This window comes from Streptomyces sp. CNQ329 (genome assembly GCF_000482585.1).
This window is the reverse complement of sequence record NZ_AXVU01000001.1, coordinates 159,459-183,664: the sequence shown is the minus strand read 5'-3', so window position 1 is coordinate 183,664 and position 24,206 is coordinate 159,459. Positions and strand designations below refer to the sequence as shown.

The 24,206-nt window shown below is 74.3% G+C and carries 20 protein-coding genes; 5 read left to right on the top strand and 15 right to left on the bottom strand.

The window, feature by feature from the left end; translation table 11 throughout:
- The first annotated feature begins 10 nt into the window (after positions 1-10).
- Positions 11-1,372, top strand: a complete 1,362-nt coding sequence (locus I003_RS0100855; RefSeq protein WP_027769737.1) for a GH1 family beta-glucosidase — start codon at positions 11-13, stop codon at positions 1,370-1,372.
- 111 nt (positions 1,373-1,483) lie between these two features.
- Complete coding sequence (locus I003_RS0100850) at positions 1,484-2,986, top strand: glycoside hydrolase family 30 beta sandwich domain-containing protein (RefSeq protein ID WP_027769736.1); 1,503 nt, start codon at positions 1,484-1,486, stop codon at positions 2,984-2,986.
- Here the strand turns inward: I003_RS0100850 and I003_RS0100845 are convergent.
- Positions 2,958-4,274 (bottom strand): MFS transporter, encoded by a 1,317-nt coding sequence (locus I003_RS0100845; RefSeq protein ID WP_027769735.1) that lies wholly within the window; start codon positions 4,272-4,274, stop codon positions 2,958-2,960. The two genes, I003_RS0100850 and I003_RS0100845, sit on opposite strands and share 29 nt — an antisense overlap.
- A gap of 60 nt (positions 4,275-4,334) precedes the next feature.
- On the opposite strand from I003_RS0100845, the gene I003_RS0100840 reads away from it, so the two are divergent.
- The gene (locus I003_RS0100840) at positions 4,335-5,306 is read left to right on the top strand and encodes a helix-turn-helix domain-containing protein (protein WP_027769734.1); all 972 of its coding nucleotides are present in this window, start codon (positions 4,335-4,337) and stop codon (positions 5,304-5,306) included.
- A 91-nt stretch (positions 5,307-5,397) separates the two neighbouring features.
- Here the strand turns inward: I003_RS0100840 and I003_RS0100835 are convergent, their stop codons facing one another.
- Together I003_RS0100835 and I003_RS0100830 are read right to left on the bottom strand one after the other, a co-directional pair.
- Entirely contained in the window at positions 5,398-6,186 is a 789-nt protein-coding gene (locus tag I003_RS0100835) for an SDR family oxidoreductase (protein ID WP_027769733.1), read from the bottom strand.
- Entirely contained in the window at positions 6,183-6,605 is a 423-nt protein-coding gene (locus I003_RS0100830) for a limonene-1,2-epoxide hydrolase family protein (RefSeq protein WP_486584036.1), read from the bottom strand. The genes I003_RS0100835 and I003_RS0100830 overlap by 4 nt, the downstream gene beginning before the upstream one ends.
- Positions 6,606-6,771: 166 nt before the next feature.
- Here I003_RS0100830 and I003_RS0100825 point away from each other — a divergent pair, with 166 nt between their 5' ends.
- Complete coding sequence (locus I003_RS0100825) at positions 6,772-7,593, top strand: SAM-dependent methyltransferase (protein WP_027769731.1); 822 nt, start codon at positions 6,772-6,774, stop codon at positions 7,591-7,593.
- Positions 7,594-7,632: 39 nt separating this feature from the next.
- Here I003_RS0100825 and I003_RS0100820 read toward each other — a convergent pair whose 3' ends face one another.
- Positions 7,633-8,187: a pyridoxamine 5'-phosphate oxidase family protein gene (locus tag I003_RS0100820; protein WP_027769730.1), complete on the bottom strand. Its 555-nt coding sequence runs from the start codon at positions 8,185-8,187 to the stop codon at positions 7,633-7,635.
- 241 nt (positions 8,188-8,428) lie between these two features.
- Here I003_RS0100820 and I003_RS0100815 point away from each other — a divergent pair, with 241 nt between their 5' ends.
- Complete coding sequence (locus I003_RS0100815) at positions 8,429-9,520, top strand: glycoside hydrolase family 183 protein (protein WP_027769729.1); 1,092 nt, start codon at positions 8,429-8,431, stop codon at positions 9,518-9,520.
- 47 nt (positions 9,521-9,567) lie between these two features.
- On the opposite strand, the gene I003_RS0100810 is transcribed toward I003_RS0100815, so the two are convergent.
- The 11 genes from I003_RS0100810 to I003_RS0100760 form a co-directional block, all read right to left on the bottom strand.
- Positions 9,568-10,335, bottom strand: coding sequence for a putative protein N(5)-glutamine methyltransferase (locus I003_RS0100810; protein ID WP_027769728.1), 768 nt, complete (start codon positions 10,333-10,335; stop codon positions 9,568-9,570).
- 174 nt (positions 10,336-10,509) lie between these two features.
- Positions 10,510-12,180, bottom strand: a complete 1,671-nt coding sequence (locus I003_RS0100805) for a bifunctional 3'-5' exonuclease/DNA polymerase (RefSeq protein ID WP_027769727.1) — start codon at positions 12,178-12,180, stop codon at positions 10,510-10,512.
- A 730-nt stretch (positions 12,181-12,910) separates the two neighbouring features.
- Positions 12,911-13,939, bottom strand: coding sequence for a lysophospholipid acyltransferase family protein (locus I003_RS0100800; protein ID WP_027769726.1), 1,029 nt, complete (start codon positions 13,937-13,939; stop codon positions 12,911-12,913).
- Positions 13,936-15,513, bottom strand: coding sequence for an NPN-dependent hydroxyacid isomerase, LarAH14/15/16 family (gene larAH, locus I003_RS0100795; protein WP_486584035.1), 1,578 nt, complete (start codon positions 15,511-15,513; stop codon positions 13,936-13,938). The genes I003_RS0100800 and larAH overlap by 4 nt, the downstream gene beginning before the upstream one ends.
- Before the next feature lie 131 nt (positions 15,514-15,644).
- A complete protein-coding gene (locus tag I003_RS0100790) occupies positions 15,645-16,883 on the bottom strand; it encodes a zinc-binding dehydrogenase (protein WP_027769724.1) in 1,239 nt (412 codons plus the stop codon).
- Positions 16,880-19,246, bottom strand: coding sequence for an HAD-IB family hydrolase (locus I003_RS0100785; protein WP_027769723.1), 2,367 nt, complete (start codon positions 19,244-19,246; stop codon positions 16,880-16,882). The genes I003_RS0100790 and I003_RS0100785 overlap by 4 nt, the downstream gene beginning before the upstream one ends.
- A 61-nt stretch (positions 19,247-19,307) precedes the next feature.
- Positions 19,308-20,564 (bottom strand): nickel pincer cofactor biosynthesis protein LarC, encoded by a 1,257-nt coding sequence (gene larC, locus I003_RS0100780; protein ID WP_486584034.1) that lies wholly within the window; start codon positions 20,562-20,564, stop codon positions 19,308-19,310.
- 140 nt (positions 20,565-20,704) lie between these two features.
- On the bottom strand, positions 20,705-21,442 hold the full coding sequence (gene larB, locus I003_RS0100775; protein WP_027769721.1) for a nickel pincer cofactor biosynthesis protein LarB: 738 nt from the start codon (positions 21,440-21,442) through the stop codon (positions 20,705-20,707).
- Positions 21,439-22,419, bottom strand: a complete 981-nt coding sequence (gene larE, locus I003_RS0100770; protein WP_027769720.1) for an ATP-dependent sacrificial sulfur transferase LarE — start codon at positions 22,417-22,419, stop codon at positions 21,439-21,441. The genes larB and larE overlap by 4 nt, the downstream gene beginning before the upstream one ends.
- Positions 22,416-23,342 (bottom strand): hypothetical protein, encoded by a 927-nt coding sequence (locus I003_RS0100765; RefSeq protein WP_027769719.1) that lies wholly within the window; start codon positions 23,340-23,342, stop codon positions 22,416-22,418. Before I003_RS0100765 ends, larE begins: the two co-directional genes overlap by 4 nt.
- 164 nt (positions 23,343-23,506) lie before the next feature.
- Positions 23,507-24,133, bottom strand: coding sequence for a TetR/AcrR family transcriptional regulator (locus I003_RS0100760; RefSeq protein WP_486584033.1), 627 nt, complete (start codon positions 24,131-24,133; stop codon positions 23,507-23,509).
- Positions 24,134-24,206: the final 73 nt, after the last annotated feature.

Sequence of the window (24,206 nt, the reverse complement as noted above, 5' to 3'; positions counted from 1 at the left end):
AAGGAACTCCGTGACCGACCTGCACCTCGACCTCCTCCCGGCCGACTTCGTCTGGGGCACCGCCACCGCCGCCTACCAGATCGAGGGCGCCGTACGCGAGGACGGGCGCGCCCCGTCGATCTGGGACACGTTCTCGCACACGCCCGGCATGGTCGACGGCGGCGACTCCGGCGACGTCGCCTGCGACCACTACCACCGCTGGCCCGAGGACATCGCGCTGATGCGCCGGCTGGGCGCCGGGGCGTACCGCTTCTCGATCGCCTGGCCGCGTGTCGTCCCAGGCGGCGACGGACCCGTCAACGAGGCGGGGCTCGCCTTCTACGACCGGCTCACCGACGCCCTTCTGGAAGCCGGCATCACGCCCTTCCCGACGCTCTACCACTGGGACCTGCCGCAGGCACTGCAGGACCGCGGGGGCTGGGCGGAGCGTGAGACCGCCGAGGCGTTCGCGGCGTACGCGGACGCGGTGGCCCGCCGGCTCGGCGACCGGATCACCGACTGGGCCACGCTCAACGAGCCGCTGTGCTCCGCCTGGATCGGGCATCTGGAGGGCCGGATGGCGCCGGGGCTCACCGATCTGACGGCGGCGGTACGGGCCTCGTACCACCTGCACCTCGGCCACGGCCTTGCCGTCGCGGCGCTGCGCGCCGCCGTGCCGGGGGCGCGCATCGGGCTGGTCAACAACCTCACGCACTGCGAGCCGGCCTCCGACCGCGACGAGGACGTGGCCGCCGCCGCGCGCGCCGACGGCCACGTCAACCGCTGGTGGATGGACCCGGTCCACGGCCGCGGCTACCCCGAGGACATGCGCCGGCTGTACGGCGTCGACCTCCCCGAACGCCCCGGGGACGCCGAGACCATCGCCGCGCCGCTGGACTGGCTGGGCCTGAACTACTACTTCCGCAACGTCGTCGCCGACGACCCGGACGGGCCGCTGCCGTACGCGCGCCAGGTCGATCTGCCCGGCGTGCGCCGCACCGCGATGGGCTGGGAGGTGCACGCCGAAGGGCTGACGAAGACGCTGGAGCGGATGACGAACGACTACCGTGCCCGCTGCCTGTACGTCACCGAGAACGGCTCCGCCTACCCCGACGCGGTCGGTCCCGACGGGCAGATCGACGACCCGGAGCGCACCCGCTATCTGGAAGAACACCTCGCCGCCTGCGCCGAGGCGGTGCGCCGCGGCGTGCCGCTGGCGGGGTACTTCGCCTGGTCGCTGCTGGACAACTTCGAGTGGGCGTACGGCTACGACAAGCGCTTCGGCCTGGTCCACGTCGACTACGCCACCCAGCGGCGGACCGTCAAGAGCAGCGGCCGGCGCTACGCCGAGCTGATCCGCGGCCACCGCGCGGCGGTGCCGCGCGCGGCGTAACCCGTACGCCACCGCACTCCGCCCGGGCCCGCCGCCGCGTGCCCCGCACGGCGTCCCCCCACCACGACGGCGCGCCCGGGCGGTCACCCCCCACACCGAAGGAGCCGCACCATGCACGACGCACCCGCCCCGCCCCGGCGTCCGCGCCGGCTCCCGCGACGGCCACGGCCCGCGCACCACGCCCGGCTGCCGCGCTCGCGCACCGCCCGGGCGGTCGCCGCGGCCGTCACGCTGCTGCTCGCCGCCGGCGGCTCCGGTCTCGCCGGCCCGGCGCAGGCCGCCGAGACCACCGCCGAGGTCTGGATCACCACGGCCGACGGCAGCAGCAAACTCGCCCCCGCGGCCGGTGCCGCCTTCGACGGCTCGCCGCAGCAGACCGACATCGCCGTCGACGCCGGCGAGCGCGCGCAGGAGTTCACCGGTGCGGGCGCGTCGGTCACCGAGGCGTCCGCGCGACTGCTCTCCGAACTGCCCCAGGGCACGCGGGACTCGCTGATGACCGACCTGTTCGGCACCGGCGCGGAGGGCATCGCCCTCGACTACCTGCGCCAGCCCTTCGGCGGCACCGACTTCGTCGCCGAGCTGCCCTACTACTCGTACGAGGACCAGCCGGGCTTCTTCTCCGTCGACCGCGACCGCGCCGAGATCCTGCCGCTGCTGAACCAGGCGCTCGGCGTGAACGCGGACATCCGCATCATGGCCACCCCCTGGTCGGCGCCGGGCTGGATGAAGGACTCCGGGAAGCTGGAAGGCGGCAGCCTCGCGCCCGAGCACTACGGCGACTATGCCGACTACCTGGTCAAGGCGCTGGAGGCGTACGCGGAGGCGGGCGTGCCGGTCGACGACCTGACGGTGGCGAACGAGCCGCTCTTCGAGACCTCGTACCCCTCGATGGGCATGTCGTCGGCCCAACAGGCCGACTTCCTGCGCGTCCTGGACAGCAGGCTCGCCGCGGCAGGGCTCGGCACGCAGCTCTTCGTCTACGACCACAACTGGGACCGCCCCGACTACCCGGTTCAGGTGCTTCAGGCCACCGGCGACCTCGACCGCGTGCAGGGCGCGGCGTTCCACTGCTACGGCGGCTCCCCCGAGGCGCAGCAGCAGGTGCGCGACGCCGGCCACCGGGTGTTCTTCACCGAGTGCTCGGGCACCGACAGCGACGACGCCTCGCGTACGTTCGCCGACACGCTGAAGTGGCAGACGGAGAACCTCGTCATCCGCAGTCTGCGCGCCGGTTCCGAGACCGTGGTGATCTGGAATCTCGCCCTCGACGCGCAGGGCGGGCCGCACTTCGGTCACTGCGGCACCCGCTGCAACGGCGTGGTCGAGGTCGACGGCGGCACGGTCACGAAGAACGCCGAGTACTACCTGCTGGGGCACGTCGCGAAGTTCGTCGACCGCGGCGCCGTGCGCGTCGGCTCGACGACCGAGGGGCCCGGCGGCGTGCAGAACGCGGTCTTCGAGAATCCGGACGGCTCCCGCGCCGCGGTCGTGCTCAACGCCACCGACTCGGCCCGGACGTTCTCGGTCACGGAGAACGGCGCGTCGCTGACGTACGAGTTGCCCGCGGGCGCGGTCGCCACCTTCACCTGGCCCGGGGCACCCGCGGCCTGACCTGCGCCGGGCCGGCCTCCGGCTCCCGGTCCCGCGTTCCGTCCCCGCCACCGGACGGGCGCGGGGCCGGGTCCCGGGCCACGTCCCGGGGACCATCGGCGGCATCCGGGGACAGGTCCGCAGCCGCCGTGCCGGCGGCCCGCAGGCCGGGCGTCAGGGCCAGCGTGGTCCCTGTCGAGGCCGCCCCCATCGCGGCCATCGCCGTCCCCGGCGAGGTCAGCTCCGCGATCCCGCCGGCCAGGGCGGCGGAGACACCCTGCATGGTGAGCATCCCGGAGGTGTGCAGCCCGAGGGCCTGGCCGCTCAGCTCCTCCGGGGTGAGCGCCATCAGCCGCTCCTGCTGGACGAGGCCGGCGGCGAACCCCGCCGAGGCGACGGTGACGCCGACCGCGGCGACCGCGATCGGCGGTCGCAGCACGAAGACCAGGTACGGGACGGCCAGCAGCAGAAGCAGCGGCACTCCGAGCCGGGGCCGCCACGCCGGCGGCAGGACCCGGCCGGCCAGCACGTCGCCGGTGAACATGCCGAACGCGGCGAGCGCGAACAGCAGACCCGCGCGGCCCGGGTCGTACGGCACGAACTGCGACTCGGCGCCGACGACGAGGCCGTTGGGCAGCCACAGCGCGAGGTACAGGACGCGGCGGTGCCGCGAGGACCACAGCAGCCCGTTGACCCGCCAGGTCTCCGCGACCGAGGGCCGGCCCGCCGCGCGTGGCGCGCGTGCCCCGAGCCCGGTGCGGGCGACGACGGCGCCGGCGAGGAACGCGCCCGCGGCGACCAGGAGCGTGCCGCGGGGGGACAGCGTGGCCACGAGCACGCCGCCGACCGCGAAGCCGGCGATCTGCATGGCACCGGCGGACATGTTGACCACCGAGCGGCCGAGCAGGTACCCGCCGCGCGGCAGGATCTCGTTGAGCAGCCCGTAGCGCACCCCGCCGCCCACCGAGGCGACCAGTCCGAGAAGGAGCAGGATCACGAACGCGCCCCACACCGGCAGTCCCGGCACGGTCTGTGCGGCGGCCGCGGCGGCGTAGACCAGGGCGAGCGCGGTCATCGCACCGCGTGGCGGCAGCCGGTCGGCGGCGGAGAGCAGCAGGGCGGCGCCGAGGACCTGGGCGAGGGAGGGGCCGAACATGGCGAGGGCCGACAGCAGCGGGGAGCCGGTCTCCTCGTAGATGTGGGTGCCGAGCGCCAGGCCGCTGATCGTCAGCCCGGCGACCTGGAGGGAGGAGGCGGCGAAGAGCGGCGTGAACTCCGGGGAACGGAAGAGCTCGCGGTAGGTGCGCATGCCGGGCAGCTTCGGGGAGACCGGGACGCGGAGGTTAGAGTTTCGCCGGGAGGCGAAACAGTGGGGTGGTGGCAGGTCGACGCGGACACGCTGGCGGGCAGCCGGTTCGTCGTCTCGCCGCTCGCCGAGGCACTCGCGTGCCTGAAGACCCTGGCGCAGGGCATCCCCTCGCACCCCGGCGAACGCGCCTGGCTCGGCGCCCACCTGCCGGCCTACCGCGCCCGGCAGGCCGCGGACCCGGTGACCGACGAGCTGGTCCGGGCGGGGCTGCTGCGTCCGTGGAACGCCGGCTTCCTCACCCCGACGCCCACGGGCGCGCCCGGGGTGTCCTTCGAGGAGGAGCTGGCGGCGATACGGGCCACGCCCCCGGACGACGCCCGCGCCGACGTCGCCGTCTCCCTCGACGGCCGGCTGCCGGAGCGGCTGCGCCGGGACGACCTGCCGCGGCGCGCGGCGGAGGTCCTGGAGTGGGTCTGGCACGAGACGGTGCTGCCGGACTGGCCCCGGCGACGGCGGGTCATCGAGGCGGACATCGTCGCGCGCACCGCGCAGGTGGGGCAGGGCGGCTGGGCGGCGGCGCTGGACGCGCTGCGCCCGGGGACACGATGGCTGGGCGCGAGCCGGCTGCAGATCAACATGCGCGACTACCCGCCGCGCGACATCTCGGGCGCCCGGCTGCTGTTCGTGCCCGTCGTGCCCCGCACCGGCTGGGTCTGCTGGGAGGAACCGCACCGCTACGCCCTCGTCCACCCCTGCGCCGGCGCCCTGGCCGACACCGGCTCCGCCGCGCCGCCGGAGTCGCTGGGCCGGCTCCTGGGCCCGGCACGCGCGACGGTGCTGGCGCTGCTCGACACCCCGAAGAGCACCACGCAGTTGGTGGCGCTCACCGGGCAGGGCCTCGGCTCGGTGGGGCGGCACCTGCGGGTACTGCTCGACGCCCGGCTGGTGGGCCGGCGGCGGGCGGGGAGGTCGGTGCTGTACTACCGCACGGCGACGGGCGAGGTGCTTGTGGCGGCGCAGCAGGACGGGTGAGGCGGTGGCGTACGGCCACCGGGGTGCCGCGGGCGTTCGGGCGCGCGTCCGGCGCCCCGGCCCGGCGGGCCGGGACGCACGCCGGGAGGTCTCAGCCGGCCCGGCGGTCGCGCTGGTAGCCGCCGTCGATGTCCCAGACGGCGCCCGTGACGTACCCGCTCTCGGCGCTGTCCAGCAGCGTCAGGGCCGGCCTGGCGATCTCCTCCGGAGTGGCCATCCGCTTGACGAGGTTGGTGGCGATCGTGGCTTCCTCGAGACCGGGTATGGCCTTCGCCGCCTCGTACATCGACGGCGTGTACGTGCCGCCGGGGCAGAGGGCGTTGACCCGGATGTCGCCGGGCGCCAGCTCGATGGCCCAGGTGGACACCAGGTAGTGCAGCGCGGCCTTGGTGGCCCCGTACACGCCGAGGCCGGGCACGGGCAGCCGTCCGGTCGCCGACGAGGTGAGCGTCACCGCCGCACCGGGCCGCTTCGCCAGCTCCGGCGCCGCTTCGCGGACGAAGGCGATGGGGCCGCGCAGATTGACCGCGAGCATGCGGTCGACGTGGTCGAGCGGCTGTCCCGCGATGTCGCCGGGCAGGAGTGTGCCGGCGTTGTAGTGCAGCAGGTCCAGGCCGCCGTGGGTCTCGACGGCGTGGGCGACCGCGCGGGCGGCGGTCGCCTCGTCGGCCACGTCGCCGGCGACGCCGGAGGCGGACGGGCCGAGCTTGGCGGCGGCCTCGGCGAGCGTGTCCTCGCGCCGGGCCACCAGGACGACGTGGGCGCCGCCCTCGACGAGTCCGGCGGCGATGGCCAGCCCGATGCCCTCGCTGGCACCGACGACGACGGCGGTCTTGCCCGCGAACCGCCCCGCCGGGCGGCTCCCTGCCGGCGCGGTCACGCGTCGGCCGCCATCAGGTGGGCCAGGAGCGCGGAGTCGTAGTAGTCGCGCCAGGAGGTGATCTTGCCGTCGGCGACTTCGAAGGTGCCCATCACCGGCAGCGACTCGACCAGGACGGCGCCGTCCTTGCCGGTCCAGCGCTCGTGCCGCTGGGTGAGCACGGTGCCGCCCCGGCTGGCGATCCGCAGCACCTCGCCCCCCACGCTCTCCAGGCCGGTCTGGTCGACGAGCTGCTGGAGGAAGCCCAGGATCTGTTCCGTGCCGCGGACCTCCGGCAGCCCCTGGTTGGCCCAGACGCAGTCGTCGGCCAGATGGCGCCGGAAGGCGGGCACCATCTCGGCGTAGGTGGTGCCCATGTCGGCGAAGAACTGCACGACGAGGGCTTCTTCTTCGGTGGCGGGTTCGTTCGGGGCTGGCATGCCCCGGAACGCTATTGAGCGCGCGCGCCGGCCGTCAAGGCGGACCCGTACTTCTCGCCAGCCTCAATTGCCCCTTGGCCGGGGGCCGTTGACCCCCGAGTGCGTGCCCAGGAGGCAGCGACTAGGCTCGTGCCCCACGTCACCAGCCGGGCAGAGAGGGACAGTTGTGCAGGACGAGGGCAACGGGCGGGCCGCCAAACCCGGACCCGGCGACATCGACACCACCAGGCCCAGCATCGCCCGGGCCTACGACGTGGTGCTCGGCGGCAAGGACAACTACAAGGTCGACCGTGCCGTCGCCGACCAGTTGCGGCAGACGATGCCGCACATCGACGACCTGGCCTGGCTCAACCGCGAGGCGCTGGGCCGTACGGTGCGCTACCTGACCGCCGAGGCCGGCATCGACCAGCTCATCGACCTCGGCGCCGGGCTCCCGACCATGGAGAACACCCACCAGGTCGCCCAGCGCCACCTGCCCGGCGCCCGCGTCGTCTACGTCGACAACGACCCGATCGTCCTGGCCCACGGCCGCGCCCTGCTGCAGGAGAACGACGACACCTTCGTCATCACCGCCGATCTGCGGCGCCCGCAGGAGATCCTGGAACACCCCGACGTGCGCAGGATGATCGACTTCTCCCGTCCGGTGGCGATCCTGCTCGTCGGCATCCTCCACCACCTGCACGACGACGAGGACCCGCGGGGCATCGTGGACGCCTACATGAACGCGGTTCCTTCGGGCAGCCACCTGGTGATCACCCACTTCTGCGACGTCGGCGAGGAGGCGCAGGCCCTCCAGGACACCTTCCTGTCCTTCCTGGGCACCGGCCGCTTCCGTACCGTGGCCGAGATCGAGGAGTACTTCACCGACCTCGAACTGCTGGAGCCGGGCGTCGTCTCACTTCCGCACTGGCGTCCGGACAAGCCGGTCCGCACGGAGCTGAAGCTCTTCGAGCGTCTGATGGCCGGAGGCGTCGGCCGCAAGCCGTGACCCGGTGGGCCCGCCGCCGCGCCGCGGCGGTGCCCCGGCTCATGCCCCGCCCGGCGCTCCGGCGGGGAAGCGGTAGCGGGTCTGGCCGAACGGCTTGCCCTTGGCGAAGGCGAACGCGACCCGCGGGACGACCTCGAAGACCAGCGGCCCTTCGCCGCTGCGTACGGACTCGGGCAGCCCGTGGAACGTGCCCTCCGGCGAGGTGACGGTACGGCCGTACTTGGCGACGTACGCGTCCGCGACCCGGCCGCGCAGGGCGCGGTCGCGGACCTGCACGGCGTCGCCCTCGACCACCACGTCGAGCCCTTCGTCCAGGGCGTTGGCGCCGGTGACGACGGTGCAGTGCGGGTTGGCGGCGAGGTTGCGGGCCTTGCGCTCCCCGGCGCCGGTGCAGAAGTACACGGCGCCGTCCAGCCAGACACCGATCAGCGGGGTGACGTGAGGGCGTCCCCCCGGACGTACGGACGTCAGCCAGAAGACCCCCGCCCTCTCCAGCTCGCGGCGGGCGGCCGGCCAGGGGGTGGCGGCGGCCCCGGGGTCGCTGAAGTCGGGGTGGAGCACCGGCTCGGGCTCGCGCCGTGTCTGGTCGGTCATGCGGACTCCTCGTGGTGCGGGTCTGCCGCCGTCTTCCGGGCGCGGCGGGTGTCTCCCGGTGTCGACCAGCCTGGCCGCCGGAACTCATCGCGCACGGTCATACGGGGGTGTGTCGGCGTTGTTGACGGTGCAGTAACGCGATGGGAGGCTCTGTCACCGAGTTCGTGAAATCGATTTCTCATGATCTTCGGGAGGGCCCATGGGCAGTCATCGCGAGGCCGGAGGCGGTCGGCGGGCACCGATGAGCAGGGCGCGTTTCCTCAAAGCGGCGGCGGGTGCCGCGGTCGGCGGCGGGGTACTGCTGGGGACCGGACAGGCGGCGGCGGGACCGGCGGCCGGCGGGCGCGGAGCCCGCGCAGCCGCGGCGCCGGAGGTGACGAAGATCCGGGACCTCACCGGGCCCGGGATCACCACCGCGTACCGGATGGAGGCCACCGACCTGGGCATCCCGGTGCGCACGCCGGACGGCCGGATGCTCTTCGTCTTCGGCGACACCTTCGAGGAGGCGCGCGTCGGCGGCGGCTGGTGGCGCTCACCCGTCGCGCTGTACTCCACCACCACGGACCTGGACGCCGGCGTCACCTGGTCCGGCGCCGTGGGCGGGGCGGCTGCGCAGCAACTGTGGGCGTACGAGCACGACAACCCCGTCTTCTCCACCGTCCTGCCGTCCGACGTGATCACCATCGGCTCGACCATGTACCTGCACGCCATGGTCAACAAGGGCCTCGGCAACGTCGTCTGGACGGAGATCTGGCGCTCCGACGACAACGGCGCCACCTGGGTGCACACCGGCGCGAAGTTCGCCCCCGACCTGCACGGCGGGCTCTTCCAGCTGCTCACCTGGGGGGAGGGGAACGACGGCTTCGTCTACGTCTTCTCCACGGAGTTCACCCGCAGCAAGCCGATGATCCTCCAGCGGGTGCCGTCGGCCCGGATCGCCGACCCCGGCGCGTACGAGCCGTGGGGCTACCGCAACGGCGCCTGGGCGTGGGGCAATCCGCCGACTCCCGTGCTGGAGGGGCGTTTCGGCGAGATGTGCCTGCGGCCGATGGCGGGCAAGTGGATCCTCACCTGGTTCAACGAGGCCGACTACCGCATCGACGGCATCCTCATGGACACCCCCACGTCCAACCTGTACGAGGCGCACCGGCAGACCCTCGTGTGGGGCGGCCAGTGGGGCAACGAGGACGACTCCCATGTGGCGCAGTTGTACGGCGGCTACGTGATCCCGGGCTCGACACCGGACAACCTCCATCTCGCGGTGAGCCAGTGGAACACGGCCGAAGGATGGCCCTACCGCGTCATGCAGCACCGGGTGCGGGGGTTCGTGTAGGCGGCGTGCTGCCCGCGGCGGTGGCCGGCGTCCTCGTACGCCGCCGGCTACCCCCGCGTCCCCGCCCGGCCGGTGACCACCGTCGCCGCCAGGTCCGCATACGTCTCCGTGGACGCCTCCAGCCCGGCGACGGCGACCGCCGCGCGGGTGCGGGCCTCCTGCCGCTCGCTGGTCTCCACCAGCAGCAGCCCGCCGGGCGCCAGCCAGCGCGGGGCCTCCGCGATCACGCGGCGCTGGACGTCGAGCCCGTCGGCGCCGCCGTCCAGCGCGGTCAGCGGCTCGTGGTCGCGGGCCTCGGGCGGCAGGAACGGGACCTCGGCGGTGGGCACGTACGGCGCGTTGACGACGAGCACGTCGACGCGGCCACGGAGGCGGGCCGGCAGCGGCGCGTACAGGTCGCCCTCGTAGACGGTGCCGCCGGCCGGTCCGACGTTGCGCCGGGCACAGCGGACCGCGGCCGGCTCGACGTCGGCGGCGTGCAGCTCGACGCCGGGAACGGCGGCGGCGACGGCCGCGCCGATGGCGCCCGAGCCGCAGCACAGGTCGAGCACGACGGCGTGCGGTGTGGCGGCTGCCGCTCGCGCGGCGTGGCGGACCAGGAACTCGCTGCGCCTGCGCGGAACGAACACGCCGGGCTCGACCGCGATGTGCAGCCCGCAGAACTCCGCCCGGCCCAGGACCTGTTCCAGCGGCCACCCGGCGACCCGGCGCGCCACGAGGGCCTCCAGCCCGGCGGGAGTGGAGGAGGCGGCGGCGAGGAGGCGGGCCTCGTCCTCGGCGAAGACACAGCCGCCGGCCCGGAGCCGGGCGACCAGGGCGGCGGGGGGCGGCGGGTGGTGCGCGGGGGCTTCGTGGGAGGCGGCTTGGTGCGGGGCGGGTGCGGGCGGTGCGGTCTGCTGCGGCGGGGTGTCTGGCACGCCACCGTTCTACCTTGTGTTCCGCACCCTCCGCCCTCCTTTATTGCGCGTCCGCGCGGCACTGCACCACCGTCACTTCGCGTCCGCGTAGCACTGCACCACCGCCGTCGTGAACGAGAACACCACCGGCGTCCGGCCGAACATCACCTCCCCCGCCCGCGCGGACGCCGCCGTCAGCGCCTTCTCCACCGCCGGCGCCTCCGCCGCCGGGCAGTGCACGATCACCTCGTCGTGCTGGAAGAACACCAGCTCCGCCCGCATCCCCGCCAGCTCCTGGCGCAGCGCCGCCAGCAGGCACAGGGCCCACTCCGCCGCACTGGCCTGCACCACGAAGTTGCGCGTGAACCTCCCGCGCGCCCGGGCCTCGGCGCCCGCGCGGCCCGTCGCCCCGTCGCCGTCGCCCTCCTGCGGCAGCCCGGCCTCCCCGTGGTCCGCCGCCCGGGTCGGCGCGCACGTCCGGCCCAGATGGCTCCGGACGAGCCGGCCCTCCTCCCCGGCGCGGGCGGCCTCGTCCACGTACGCCACCGCGGCGGGGAAACGGCGGCGCAGATCCGCCAGATACGTCAGCGCATCACCCGAGGTCTGGCCGTAGATCGCCCCCAGCAGCGCGAGCTTCGCCTCCGCGCGCCCACCGGCGAACGCGCGGTCCGCCAGCGCCTCGTACAGATCCCGGGTACCGTCCGCCGCCGCCATCAGCCCCGCGTCACGGGAGACGGCCGCCAGCACCCGCGGCTCCATCTGGTCCGCGTCGGCGACCACCAGGCGCCACCCCTCGTCGGCGACCACCGCGCGGCGAACGACGCGCGGGATCTGCAGCGCACCGCCGCCGTGCGTGGTCCAGCGGCCGGACATGGCGCCGCCCGGCAGATACTCGGGGCGGAACCGGCCGTCGTGCACCCAGGTCTGCAGCCAGGACCAGCCGTGGGCGGTGTGCAGCCGGTACAGCTTCTTGTACTCCAGCAGCGGCGCGACGGCGGGGTGGTCGATGTCCTGCAGCTCCCACTTGCGGGTGGAAGTGAGCCTGACACCCGCCTTACGGAACGCACGCACGACCTCCGCGGGCAGATCGGGGCGGACCCGCTCGCCGAACGCGCGGGACACCTCGTCGGCGAGTCCGGCGAGGCGGGGCGGCTCCAGGCCGCCGGGGTACCGGCCGCCGAGCAGCTCGGTGAGCAGGGCGTCGTGCACGTCGGCGCGCCACGGGAGACCGGCGCGGTGCATCTCGGCGGCGACGAGCATCCCGGCGGACTCGGCGGCGACGAGGAGGCGCAGGCGGTGGGGGTGGGCGGAAGCGGCGATACGGCGCTGCTGCGCGGCGTGGACGGCGAGCAGCGCGTGCAGGTCGTCGGTGCCGTGAGGGCGTGCGGGAGCGGCGTCGAAGAGGGTGGGCTCGGGCTCGCCGCCGAACGACCGGGGCGGCGGGTCGTCCGGCACGGGGAGCCCGCGGAGGCGTGCCCAGGCGGCGGCGAGGGAGCGGGGCAGGCCCCACATCCCCTCGTGGCCGAGGAGGATGGCCTCGGCGGCTTCGAGGTCGTGGCAGCGGGGGACGGTGATGCCGGCGTCGAGGAGACGGGGGTAGAACGCGGCGGTGGAAGGCCAGATCCAGCGGTCGGCGGTGGGGTGGTGGCGGACGGCGTCGGCGGGGTGGGGGTAGGAGAGGACCGGGCCGGCGGGGGCGCCTTCGGGGTCGACGGGGACGACGGTGACTCCGCCGTGGGGTCCGTCGGCGATGGCCCAGTGCATGAGGGCGAGTGTGCCAGTGTGCACTGACAGCGGGGTGGGGGTTGTTCCCCGGCCCCGCCCCTTCCCGAAACCGGGGCTGCGCCCCGGGCCCCGCGACCGCGCCCGCGGCGCGGCAGCGCGCGGGGGCTCCGCCCCCGCACCCCTTCGGGGCTCCGCCCCGCACCCGGCGGGTACGCCCCGGATCCCGTAACGCGCCTGCGGCGCGGGAGAACCGGGGGCTCCGCCCCCGCACCCTCGCGCAGCGCGCCGTCGGCGCAAGCAACCCCGCGGCTACGCCGCGAACCTCGCAGTGGCGCCTCCGGCTGGCAGCCCGAGGGCTCCGCCCCCGCACCCCTCAGGGCTCCGCCCCCGATCCCACCCGGCGCCCCACCGCCGCGAGCAGCCCACGGCTCCGCCTTGAACCCGTAAACCGTCTGCGGCGCGGCGAACCGGAGGCCAGGCCCTCCGCACCCCTCAGGGCTTTGCCCTCGATCCCGCCCGGCGCACCACTGCCACGAGTGACCCCAGAGCTACGCCCCGGACCCGAAACCGCACCTCAGGCGCGGCGGAACCAATGGCTCCGCCCCGGACTCCGCAGCGCGCCTCCGGCGCGAGTAGGCCCACGGCTCCGCCCCGGGCCCCTGACCGTGTCTGCGGCGTGGCGGACCCTGCGGCTTCACCGCGGGGTTGCGTCGGGCTTCGGGCGCCGCGTCTGCCGCGCGGGCCGTCTTGTGCCGGCCGCGGCGGCAGTTCAGTCGTTCCGCCACACCTTTCTGCGGCCGTCTCCCAGCGACGGTCTCGTCGCCTCCCACACCCTCCGCCACTCCGCCACCGGCTTGCCCTGCTCCACCGGCGTCGAGGTCAGCGGGAGTGCGGTCGTGCGGCCCTCCGGGAGGGTCAGGCGGTCGTCCGCCGCCGCGCGGAGGGACTGGTACCAGCCCAGGTCCTCCTCCGCCCACAGGGCCGCGATGTGGCGCAGCATGCGGGTGCGGAAGTCCGTGACCGACTCGCCTTCCTGCGGGGGCAGGGGGCGGCCGTAGCGGACCACCAGCCGCGTGCCCGTGCGGGTGGGGAGCGCCTTGCCGCGGGGCATGGCCGCGAACGTGCCGCGGACGGCGACCGGGACGACCGGGATGCCCATGTTCACGCAGAGGCGCGACGCGCCCATCTTGAAGGCGCTCATCCAGCCGTCGTGCGACCGCGTGCCCTCCGGGTACAGCAGCAGGCTCCAGCCGTCGTCGATCAGCTCCGCCGGCAGCGACACCCCGCCGCGGCGCGAGCCGTAGCGGTCCACCGGGAAGGCGTTGAACATCAGCGCGGTCGTGATGCTGACCGCCGTGGAGGTGAAGAAGTAGTCCGCCGCCGCGCCGACCGCCGTGCGGTCGGCGATGCGACGGGGCAGGGAGCCGAGGATCAGCGGGGTGTCGAGGTGGCTGGAGTGGTTGGCGACGAAGATCGCCGGGCCGCGCAGCGACTCCAGCAGGTCCAGACCCTCGATCTGCGGCCGGGTCTTGGCCCAGGCGTACTGCTTGAGCACCCCGCGCTGAAGCACGTTGCGCACGGCGCGCGCCGCGGGGGTGCGCGCCCACGCCGTGGGGAACGTCTTCTGTTCGGCCTTCCCCGCGCCGAAGCCCGCCGCGCTGCCGCCCGGGGTGCGGTAGCCGCGGGGCGCCAGCGCACGGCCGCGCCAGTCACGGCCGGCCCGCACCATGGCCAGGTCGCCGCGCAGGCTGCCCTTCTTGGCCTTGCCGCCCTTTCCGGGGCCCCTGGCGCCGCTCATCGGACGGACGCCAGGGTCAGCGGGGGCATGTGCTGGTACGTGATCGACGGGCTGGTGCCCACCGTCTGGGAGGCCAGTTGCAGCGCGTCGTTCAGGGTCGAAGCCGACTGCACCCCGAGCCGGGAGGCCGCGCTGCGGTCGGCGCCGACGAAGATGACCTGCCCCAGGTGCTGCATCGCGTGCGCGCCCCAGTACCACATGTAGAAGGGGTGTACGCCGTGGTAGGCGTAGCTCTTGCGGTAGAGATGCGTGTACCACGGGTCGGTGGCGAACTGCTTCTCGAACTTCGCCTCGATGACCGCCGGGTCGGTGGTCTCGGCCAGCACCTCTTCGTAGAAGTCGATGTAGCTGGGGTGGTGCACGGGGTGGAACTCGTTCGGCATCGGGTGGTAGAAGATCCCGACGCCGCCTTCCCGCACGATCGGCTTGTTGAGATAGAGGTTGAAGAAGTAGCCGAGCCCCAGGCACATCGTCAGGATCGGGTTCATCACCGAGTTGACGTTGTACGGGCAGATGTACGGCAGCCCGTAGACCGCCACGTCGGCCTGCCCCTGCACCTCGGTGAGCTGCTGGCGGTGGACGTTGCGCAGGGTGATCGGGTGCACCTCGCTCGGCGCGCCGGCGTTGACGCCGGTGACACCGTACGGCGCCTCCGTCTTGTGCCACAGCCGTCGCCGCATCGACGGCGTCATCAGCGCGTTGCCGCGCCGTGAGGCGAGGTAGGCGGCCTGGTCGCCGTAGTTCCACTCCCACTCGCGCTTGTTGAGGAAGCGGGTGGCGGAGGGGAAGGTGTCGTTGTTCAGCGTCGTCTCGACGGTGAACACCTTCACCTGGCCGCCGATCAGGTCCTGCATCCGGTTGTACGAGTGGTGCATGGCCGACTTCGGCGGGTCGTTGAACGACCGGGAGTGCCGCAGCGTGTGCACGTTGTGGTGGTGGCGGATGCTGCGGTAACTGGCCAGGCCCACCGACACCGACTTGGGCCCGCCGCTCATCGCCGTCGACGTGATGTTGACGTAGACGACGAGGTCGCTCTCGGCCGCCCGCCGGTTGATCTCGACCTCCTCGCCCTCCGCGGTGTCGCCGAGGTGCACGAGGTTGTCGCGGTCCTCGGCGTCGTGGTTGGTGAGGTGCTGCGGGAAGAACGACCGGAACACCCGGTCGCCCACGACGTGCTGCAGCTCCGCCGGGGTCATGCGCCGGTGCAGGGCGTTGGCGGCGATCAGCTCGACGTCGTCGACGCCCTTGGCCGCCGCCATCTCCAGCACCTGCTCGATGATGCGCTGGCGCACGTCAGGCCGGCGCATCGGGGGCAGCGGCAGCGACAGGTCGTCGAAGACGATCGTCAGCCGCATGCCGGCGAACAGCAGCTCGGGCAGGGGTTCGCTGCCGTGCGGTTCGAGCAGCGCGCGGCGGATGACCCCGTCGAGGTCGCGGATGCCGGGCAGCGAGTCGGGCGGGTAGATCACCCGGGTGCCGTGGGGCAGCCGCTCCAGCCGGAAATTCTCGCCCTCGTGCACCAGCAGGGGCGGGGTTCGTTCGTCGACTTCCAGCACGAAGCCTGGTCTGCTCACGCTCTCTCCTCAGTGTGGTCGCCGGCGCCTGCAGCGGGCGGCGGTGCGGGCGGCGGGTGCCCGGCGGCTGCGTACGGCGGTGGGGGGCGGCCGACTCCGGTGTCGGCCCCTACCCTGCCATTCGTGCCCGGTCAGCCGTCCAGGGTCGGGTCAAAGGCGATCTTGACGGAGCCCGCCGAGCCGGCCGCGAACGCGTGCTCCAGCGCGGGGCGCCACTGCTGGAGTGCATAGCGTTCGACGTAGCCGTCCAGGGGCGCGGTGGCGGCAAGCTGCACCGCCTTGTCGAAGTCGGTGCCGGCGCGGCCGTCGGGGCCCGCGTCGGGGTCGTCCTCGGTGACGTCCTCGCGGCGTCTGGTCGTGTACGCACCCACGAGGCTCAGCTCCCGGTACCACAGCGGGGTCAGATCGGCCCCTCCCGGGATGCCGGAGACGACGACGGTCCCTCCGGCCCGTACGGTACGCAGCGCGGTGTCGAGGCCGGCGCCGCCGCCGGTGCACTCGAAGGCGACGTCGGCCCCGCCGAGCAGGAACTCCGAGCCCATCTCGGGGCGATGGGCGAGCGCCGAGGTCATCCGGCGCACGGCGCGCAGCGCGCGGTCCGGCTCGACGGCCTCGTTCGCGCCCAGGGTCAGCGCCCGTTCGCGCTGATGACGGTGCTTGGCGACGACGTGGATGGTGCCGGCCTCGGTGAGCTGCCGCAGCGCCAGCACGGTGAACAGCCCCACCGTGCCGGCCCCGATGACCAGCACCGAGGCGCCCGGCTCGATCGGCACCCGGCGTACCGAGTGGATCGCGCAGGCCAGCGGCTCGATGAGCACCGCACGCTCGTCCGGCAGGTCGTCGGGGACCGGGCGGAGCTGGTGCTCGTGGGCGACCATGCGCTGGGCCCAGCCGCCGCCGGTGTCGGCGCAGTAGCCGGTCTGCATGCCGGGCGCGAGGTGGCCGGAGGTGATGTGGTCGCAGCGGTTGGTGTGGCCGGCGCGGCACGCGTCGCACTCGGGCAGGCCGCGCACCGCGCAGGAGAGCACCGGGTCGAGCACCACGCGGGTGCCGCGCGGGATCGTCGGCAGGTCGTCGACGGTGGTGCCGACGACCTCGTGTCCCGGTACGAACGGCATGGACGTCAGCGCCGCCAGATAGGGCGACACGGTGCCGTTGAGCATCCCGAGGTCCGAGCCGCAGATGCCGGACAGCGCGGGCGCCAGCCGGGTCCAGCCGTCCCCCTTGGGCAGTTCGAGCCGGTCGCGGGTGAGCCGCAGCGGCGCGAGCGAGCCGGCCAGCGACCCGGCGGCGCGGTTGCGGGTGCGGCTGAGCCCGCGGGCCGCCAGGAAACGCGCGGGCGAACGGTGGTACTGAAGCGCCAGGCTCATCGGGCCTCTCCGTCGGATGCGGTGCGGCCGGCCGCGGGCAGGGCCCGTACGGGACGCGGCCGGGTGTGGCTGATCACGGTGCCCGCGAGCGCGTCCCAGCGGCTCGCGGTGTGGGTGCCCCAGCGGGCGATCTCCCAGCGGTGGCGCTTGGCGTGCCGGAACAGCCGGGTGTCGGGGTTGACCGCGTGCGGTCTGCCGACGGCCTCCAGCAGCGGCCGGTCCGAGTAGCTGTCGGCGTAGCCGAAGCTGGCACCGAGGTCGAGTTCCCGCTCGCGGGCGTGGCCGCGCAGCCACGCCGCGCGGCCCTCGCCGACGATCGGCGGGGTGCGCAGGAAGCCGGTCAGGACGCCGTCGTGCTCGGCGAGGCGGGTCGCCTCGATGTCGTCGAAGAGCGGCCGCAGCGGCTCCACGAGTACGTCGAGGCTGCCGGTGATGAGCACGGTGCGGTGGCCGGCGGCGCGGTGGGCCCGGATGCGGCGCACGGCCTCGGGCATCACACGGTGCAGCAGCGCGTCGCCGACCTGCTCGGCGACCAGGGCGCGCAGCTCCTCGGCGTGGGCGCCTTCGTAGCGGCGGAAGAACGAGCGCATGACGTCGCCGCGGTCGCGCCGCTCGGCGAGCAGGTAGCGGGGCGCGTTGCGGGCGAGGTCGAACAGTTCGGGTGCCCAACGCCCGCGGGGCAGCGACGCCAGCCGGGTCCAGACGTAGGACTCGACGATGTCGGAGGCGATGATCGTGCCGTCCAGGTCGAAGACGGCCGCGGTGCTGCCGGCGGCGACGTCGCCGCCGGGCGGGAGTGCGGCGGGGTTCGGCTTGCGGGTGACACGGCCCCCGGGAGTTCTGGCCCGCAGGGGCGCGGTGACCTTCGGGCAGTGCACCTCTTCGAGGTAGGTGTACCAGTCGATCTCGGCGGGATCGAAGCCGTGTTCGGCGGCGCGGTCCGCGGGCAGCGCGGCGTTGAGCGCGCGCAGCTCGCGGTCGTCGTAGACGACGGCGGTACGGGTGTAGACGCCGTACAGGTCGGAGTAGCGGCGCAGCGTCTCCAGGGACCGCTTCTCCTTGTGCAGCCGGCTCGCCCACTCCTGGGTGCGCTCGGTGCCGGGCAGCTGGCCCAGGATCCTGTCGGCGAAGTTCGCGGCGCGTTCGCCGGCCCCGAGCGCGAACTCCACCCGGGAGGCGCCGGGGAAGGTCCACGACGGCGGCCGGACGTGGCCGCGCCCACTGCTCTCCGGCAGCGGGTCGCGGCGGAAGTAGGAGTGCACGTGCTTGTACAGGTCGCGCAGCGTGAGGGGGTTGGTGGCGCCGGAGCCGACGTGGAAGTAGTGCGGCCCTGCGCCCTCCTCGGGCGGGGCGGCCGCGGCGGCGAGGGTGGCGTTGACGACGAGGTCGACGGGGACGACGTCCATCACGGTGTCGGGCTGTCCCGGCATGTCGCGCAGCAGCCCGCTGCCGTAGGCGATGATCAGCGGATCGGCCATCTTGAAGCCGTCGATCCAGCCGGGGTACGGGTGGCGCAGCGCGCTCTCCACGATGGCGGGCCGCACGATCGACAGCGGCCGGCCCGCCCACAGCTCCTCGACGGCGCGTTCGGACATCGCCTTGGTGAAGGTGTAGACGTCGGAGAAGCCGAGGATCTCGGCGCGGGTCGCGCCGTGTTCGACGAGCCGCTCCTCGACCCACGCGCGGCGCGCGTCCTCGGCGTCCTTGGCGGCGATCTGCGGTCCCGCCTTGCCGTGGTCGCGGCCGGCCTTCTCCAGCGCCTTGCGCAGCACCTCGGGGCGGCGTGAGGCGCGCTCGACGTCGTCGCGGGCGGCCAGCCCCTGGGCCAGCTCGCCGCGCCAGTCGATGTCGTGGGTGAGCCGGCCCTCACGTACGAGGCCCTGGCCGCCGCTGGAGACGTACGCGGTGGAGATGTGCACGATGTGCGGCGGGCGCTGCTGCCGGCCCAGCTTCTCGTAGAGCGCGACGGCGCCGGAGACGTTGCTGCGGAACGCCTCGTCGATGGGCGGGTCGAAGGAGACGGACGAGGCACAGTGGATGGCGACGTCGATGTCGCCGGGGAGCTCGACGTCCTCCAGCCGGTCGAGAGCGCCCTCGATGACGGTGACGCGCCGCTCCGCCTCGGCGAACGCGGCCTCCTCGCCGACCTGTGCGCGCCAGGTACGGAAGACGTCCTTGCGCAGCAGGCGGCGGAAGCGGTCGGCGGCGCCGCCGTTGCCCCGCGGGCGGACGACGATCGAGACGCGGGTGCCGGGATGGCCGGACAGCAGCCGCTCCAGCAGCGCCTGCCCGATGAAGCCGGTGGCCCCGGTCAGCAGGACGTGCGCGTCGTCGAGTCGCCCGATGCGGTAAGTCCCCGTCACTCGTGCCCTCCCCTGGTCTGGTCTTGCATATGCCGGTCTCTTTTTCTGTTGCGGACCGGCGTCAACCGGTGGCGGGCCGCGGCACCGCCAGGTCGCCCCGGTAGCGGACTGCGGCAGCTTCGCACACCGCGCGTACGGACCAGCCCAGCGCAGCCGCGGCGGTCTCCGCTTCGGCCAGTTCCGGCTGGACGGTGAGGGCGCCGCCGGGGCCGTCGGCGACCTTGACGGTGACCTGCTGCTCGGCGCCGGGCGGGCCCACGGCCACCACGGCGCTCTGCCGGGGCAGCATCAGGCGCCGGTGGGCGGACCAGCGGACGCCGAGCGTGGTGGTGTGGCGGAACAGCGCGTCGGCGACGGCGGGCCGTACCTCCGCGGCGCACAGCGCGGTGACGACGCGGCCGGGCCGGCCGTGCCGGCCCACGGTCTCGGTGGTCCAGCAGTCCCACGCGCCGGCGGCGCGCAGGGCGGCGAGGACCGAGGGCCACAGCCGTGGGTCGAGGTCGTCGACGGTGCTCTCCACGACGGTGACCTCGCCCTCGGCGGGACCGCCGGCCGCGGGGGCGGCGAGGGTCCCGACGACCACGCGGGTGATGTTGGGGCGGTCCGGGGTGTCGCGGCTGCCGCCGCCGGTGCCCACGGCCCGTACCACCATGTCCGGCAGCGGGCCGGGCGCGGCGAGGGCGGCGACGAGCGCGGCGCCCGTGGGGGTGGTGCGCTCGCCGCGGAGTCCGCCGCCGGTCAGCGCGAGGCCGCCGGCGGCGGCCAGGTGCAGCACGGCGGGTACGGGAACGGGCATCCGGCCGTGCGCGCAGTCGACTTCACCGCTGCCCGCCGCGAGCGGGGAGGTGGTGACGGCGGCGCCGGGGGCGAGCAGGCCGAGGTCGGCGAGGGCGGCGGCGCAGCCGACGACGTCGGCGAGCGCGTCGAAGGCGCCGACCTCGTGGAAGTGGACCTCGTCCGCGGTGGTGCCGTGGGCCCTGCCCTCGGCGTCGGCGAGCAGCCGGAAGACGCGGGCGGCGAAGTCCGCGGCGTCCTCGGCCAGTCCGGGGCCGGTGGCCCGTTCGATGTCGGCGAGGACGTCGGCGAGGTGACGGTGGCGGTCGGGGACGCCGGGGCGCTGGACGGTGACGCGGGTGCACCCGAAGCCGCCGCGGCGGTCGCGCGCCAGGGACACCTCCAGCCCGTCGATCTTGAGCGCCGCGACCGCGTCCCGTACGGCGGCCGGGCTCGCGCCGGCATCGAGCAGCGCGCCGAGCAGCATGTCGCCGGCCACCCCGGCGGTGCAGTCGAGATGGGCCGCCGCCGTCCCCTCAGCCACCCTGTGCCACCCCCGACGAATCCCGTTCATGATCGCTGGGAGAGCCCTTCCCGTACCTCTCCCCCGCCACACCGGCGCGCGGTGCCGCCTCCCCCGTGTGAGCGACGTCGTACGCGAAGGCGGGGCGGGCGCTGCGCTCTTCAGTCACCGGCGCGTACCCCCACGATCTTGGCGGCGTGGACGGCGGCGCCGAAGCCGTTGTCGATGTTGACGACCGTGAGCCCGGGGGCGCACGAGGACAGCATCGCGCCGGCGGCGGCGCGGCCGCCGTCGGCGAAGCCGTAGCCGACGCTGGTGGGGACACCGACGACGGGCGCGGTGAGCAGGCCGGTGACGACGCTCGGGAGGGCGCCGTCCATGCCCGCGACGACGATCGCGCAGTCGGCGGTGCGGATCTCGGGGAGCAGCGAGAGCAGCCGGGACAGCCCCGCGACGCCGACGTCGGCGTAGAGCCGGGAGCCGGTGCCGAGGGCGTCGAGGGTCGCGACGGATTCGCGGGCGACGGGCAGGTCGCTGGTGCCGGCCGTGAGCACCGCAACGGTGCCGCGCGGGACCGGCAGCGGGCCCACGGTGACGGTGCGGGCGGGAATGTCGACCCGTACCGGCTCGTCCGCGAAGGCGCCGGGCGCGTCGCGCAGCACCTCCTCGGGGCAGCGGGTGGCCAGCGCCGGGGAGTCCGGCGTCCGGCTGCGCAGTTCGGCCAGGAGCCGGAGCGTCTGCTGCGGGGTCTTGCCGTCGGCGTAGACGACTTCGGGCACTCCGGTGCGGCGGCGCCGGCCGACGTCGAGGCGGGCGAAGTCGCCGACCTCCGCGACGCCACCGTCCAGCAGTCCGGCGAGGCCGGTGGCGTCCAGGGCGCTGCCGCGCGGCTCACTCATCGCGCCGGCATCCCGTCGGGGGAGGCGGAGCGGGCGGCGGTGCTGACGGCGCCCGTACGGTACGGGGCGAGGCTGCCCTCGCCGAGCGGACCGACCGCGGCGACCTCGCGCAGCAGCGTGTCGCCCAGGCCCTGGGCGGCGGCGACCTCGCGGTGAGCGGGTGCGTCCAGCTCGATCCGGAATCCTTGCTTCAGCAGGCGTACGCGGACGTCACGCGCGCCCACCCGGTGCTCGTCCAGCGTTTCGCGGACCCGCTCCTCGGCCCGCTCCACCAGGTGCAGCCGGCCCTTGGAGACCGGGATGCCCACCGCGATGCGGGACGCCAGGCACGGCATGCCGGGCTTCTCCGCGACCGGCAGCCCCCACGCCCGTGCGACCGCGCGCACCGCGGCCTTGCCGAGCCCGGCGGCGGCCAGCGGCTCGGCGGCGGCGAGTTCCTTGGCGGCACGCAGCCCGGGGCGGTGCGCGGCGCGGCGGTCGTCGAGGTGGGTGCCGGTGGCGACGTGTGCGAAGCCGTGCTCCGCGGCGTAGCCGGCGACCCGGCCGAGGACGGTCTGCTTGCAGAAGTAGCAGCGGTCCCCGGCGTTGGCGCGGTAGCCCGCGACCGACAGCTCGTCGGTGGCCAGCACGACGAGTTCGGCGCCGAGGTCCGCCGCCGTGTCGCGGGCGAGGGCCAGCTCGCCGCGGGCCAGGGCGGGCGAGTCGGCGATGACGGCGACGGCCCGGCCGGGGCCGAGGGCGCGTACGGCCGCGGCGAGGACGACCGTGGAATCCACGCCACCGGAGTATGCCACCGCGACGCTGCCGAGTCCTCCGACTTCCGCCAGCAGCGCGGCGGCGGCCTCCTCCGCGTCCGCCTCACCGGCGGCGGCCCGCCCCTGCGCGGGTGCGGCGGCAGCGGGGTCACCGGCCGCGGTTGCGGTGGGCCCCCGCCGGTCGGCGGGGCCGTGGTGCGCGGCTGGGCCGTCGTCCGTCATGCCCGTGAGCCCGCCGATCGACGTCGTACGGCGGCGATCCCGGCCGCGCCCGCGACCATCGCGGCGCCGGCGACCAGCCGTTTGCGGGAGCTGCGCCGCCCGGTGCCCGCATCGCCCACGTCGCCCACCGGCACGCCGGCGCCGAAGTCCGCGACGCCGCGCTGGACCAGGTTGAGCCCGGCCATGCCGGGAAGCTTGTGCACCTTCTCGTCGATCTTGCGCACGGCGGCGGCGCCGGCGTCGTCACCCAGCAGGTGCCGCAGCACGAACCGGGTCTCCTCCACCGGCTGGATGGTGGAGCCGACGGGCTGCCAGAAACGCTCGGTCACCCAGCGGGCCAGCGAACGGGCGCGCTGGGAACGCTCCAGGCGCTCCTTGGCCTGGCTGGCGTAGAACGCGAGATGCCGGGACTCCTGACGCTGTATGCGGCCGAGCAGCTTGGTCAGCTCGGGGTGCTGCTCCTTCTCGATGAGGCTGCCGTACGCGGCGTGCGCGGACCACTCGTTTATGGCACCCCACGTCATGTGCACGGCGACGAAGTCGTCGCCGATGGCGTTGGCCGCGATGGACTGGTAGATCGGCGCCAGCCGGTCCTTGAGCCCCTGCGCCTCCCGCACCTCGCGGATGTGGTCGTAGTCGGCCTTCTGCCCGTGGGCGCGCAGCACGGAGTCGATCGCCTCGCCGTGCCAGAATTCCTCGAAGGCCCACATGGACATGAACGCCGTCACGTCCGGGTCGCGATGGGACGGGGTGACCAGCACGTCCCGCAGGTAACAGACCGTGTGGCTCTCCACATCCGACATGTAGCGAAGACAGCGCAGCGCCTCCGCGGACAGCGGGCGGTCGGCGAACGCGTCAAGGTCCAGATCGTCGACCTGGACGCGTCCGGCCGTGTTGATGTAGCCCGGTATGTCGAAGGCCATTGCTCTCCCTCCGGCAGATGCGCCGATTGCGCCGAGTCCATCACGGCACGAAGCCCTTTATCAACATCTGTTGAGTTAGCTCGGGATTCTAGATCGCCGCCGATCCCGCACGCCACTGCCCCCACCCCTGACGCAGCAGACACTCGTGAGGTTGACTCGGGGCGCTAATGCGCCGCGGCCGGGAGAGGGCCGAAGAGGTAGCCGTCGATGGTCCGGCCCACGATCTCGGCCAGCTCCGGGCGGGGCAACTCGGCGAGCGGGCCGAAGCGCACCACGTAGCGCACCAGGGCGGTGCCCACGAGGTGGGAGCCGGCGAGGCCGGCGCGCAGCTCCGCGCGGTCCTTGACCGCGCGGGCGGCGACACGGGCGACCAGTTCGCGGGTGATGAAGTCGCGGAGCACGACGGCGGCCGGCTGGTACGAGGCGGCGGAGAGCAGGATCGCCTGAAAGGGCCATCTGGTCTCGGCGTCGTCCCACAGATCGAAGTAATAGGCGGCGAGCCGGCGGCCCAGCCCCTCGGAGGTGTCGCCCACGATCCGCCCGAGCACGTCGTCGGGGCGCATCACGTCGGCGATGGCGGCCAGGTACAGCCCTTCCTTGCTGCCGAAGAACTGGACGAGAAGGGACGGGTCCACGCCGGCCTCGCGCGCGACGGCGCGCAGGCTGCAGGAGCCGTAGCCGCGGGCGAACATGCGCTTGGCGGCGCGGATGATGTCCGCCCTGGTGTCGGGGCGGCCGGGGCGGGGCCCGAGCGGCCGCACCCGAGTGCCCAGCGTTCTCTTCCCGTTCACGGTGGTCGCTCACGCTCCAACGCAGATGTGCATGGTGCTCAGTGCGTCAAGTCTTCGGTGAACGACCGGCCGG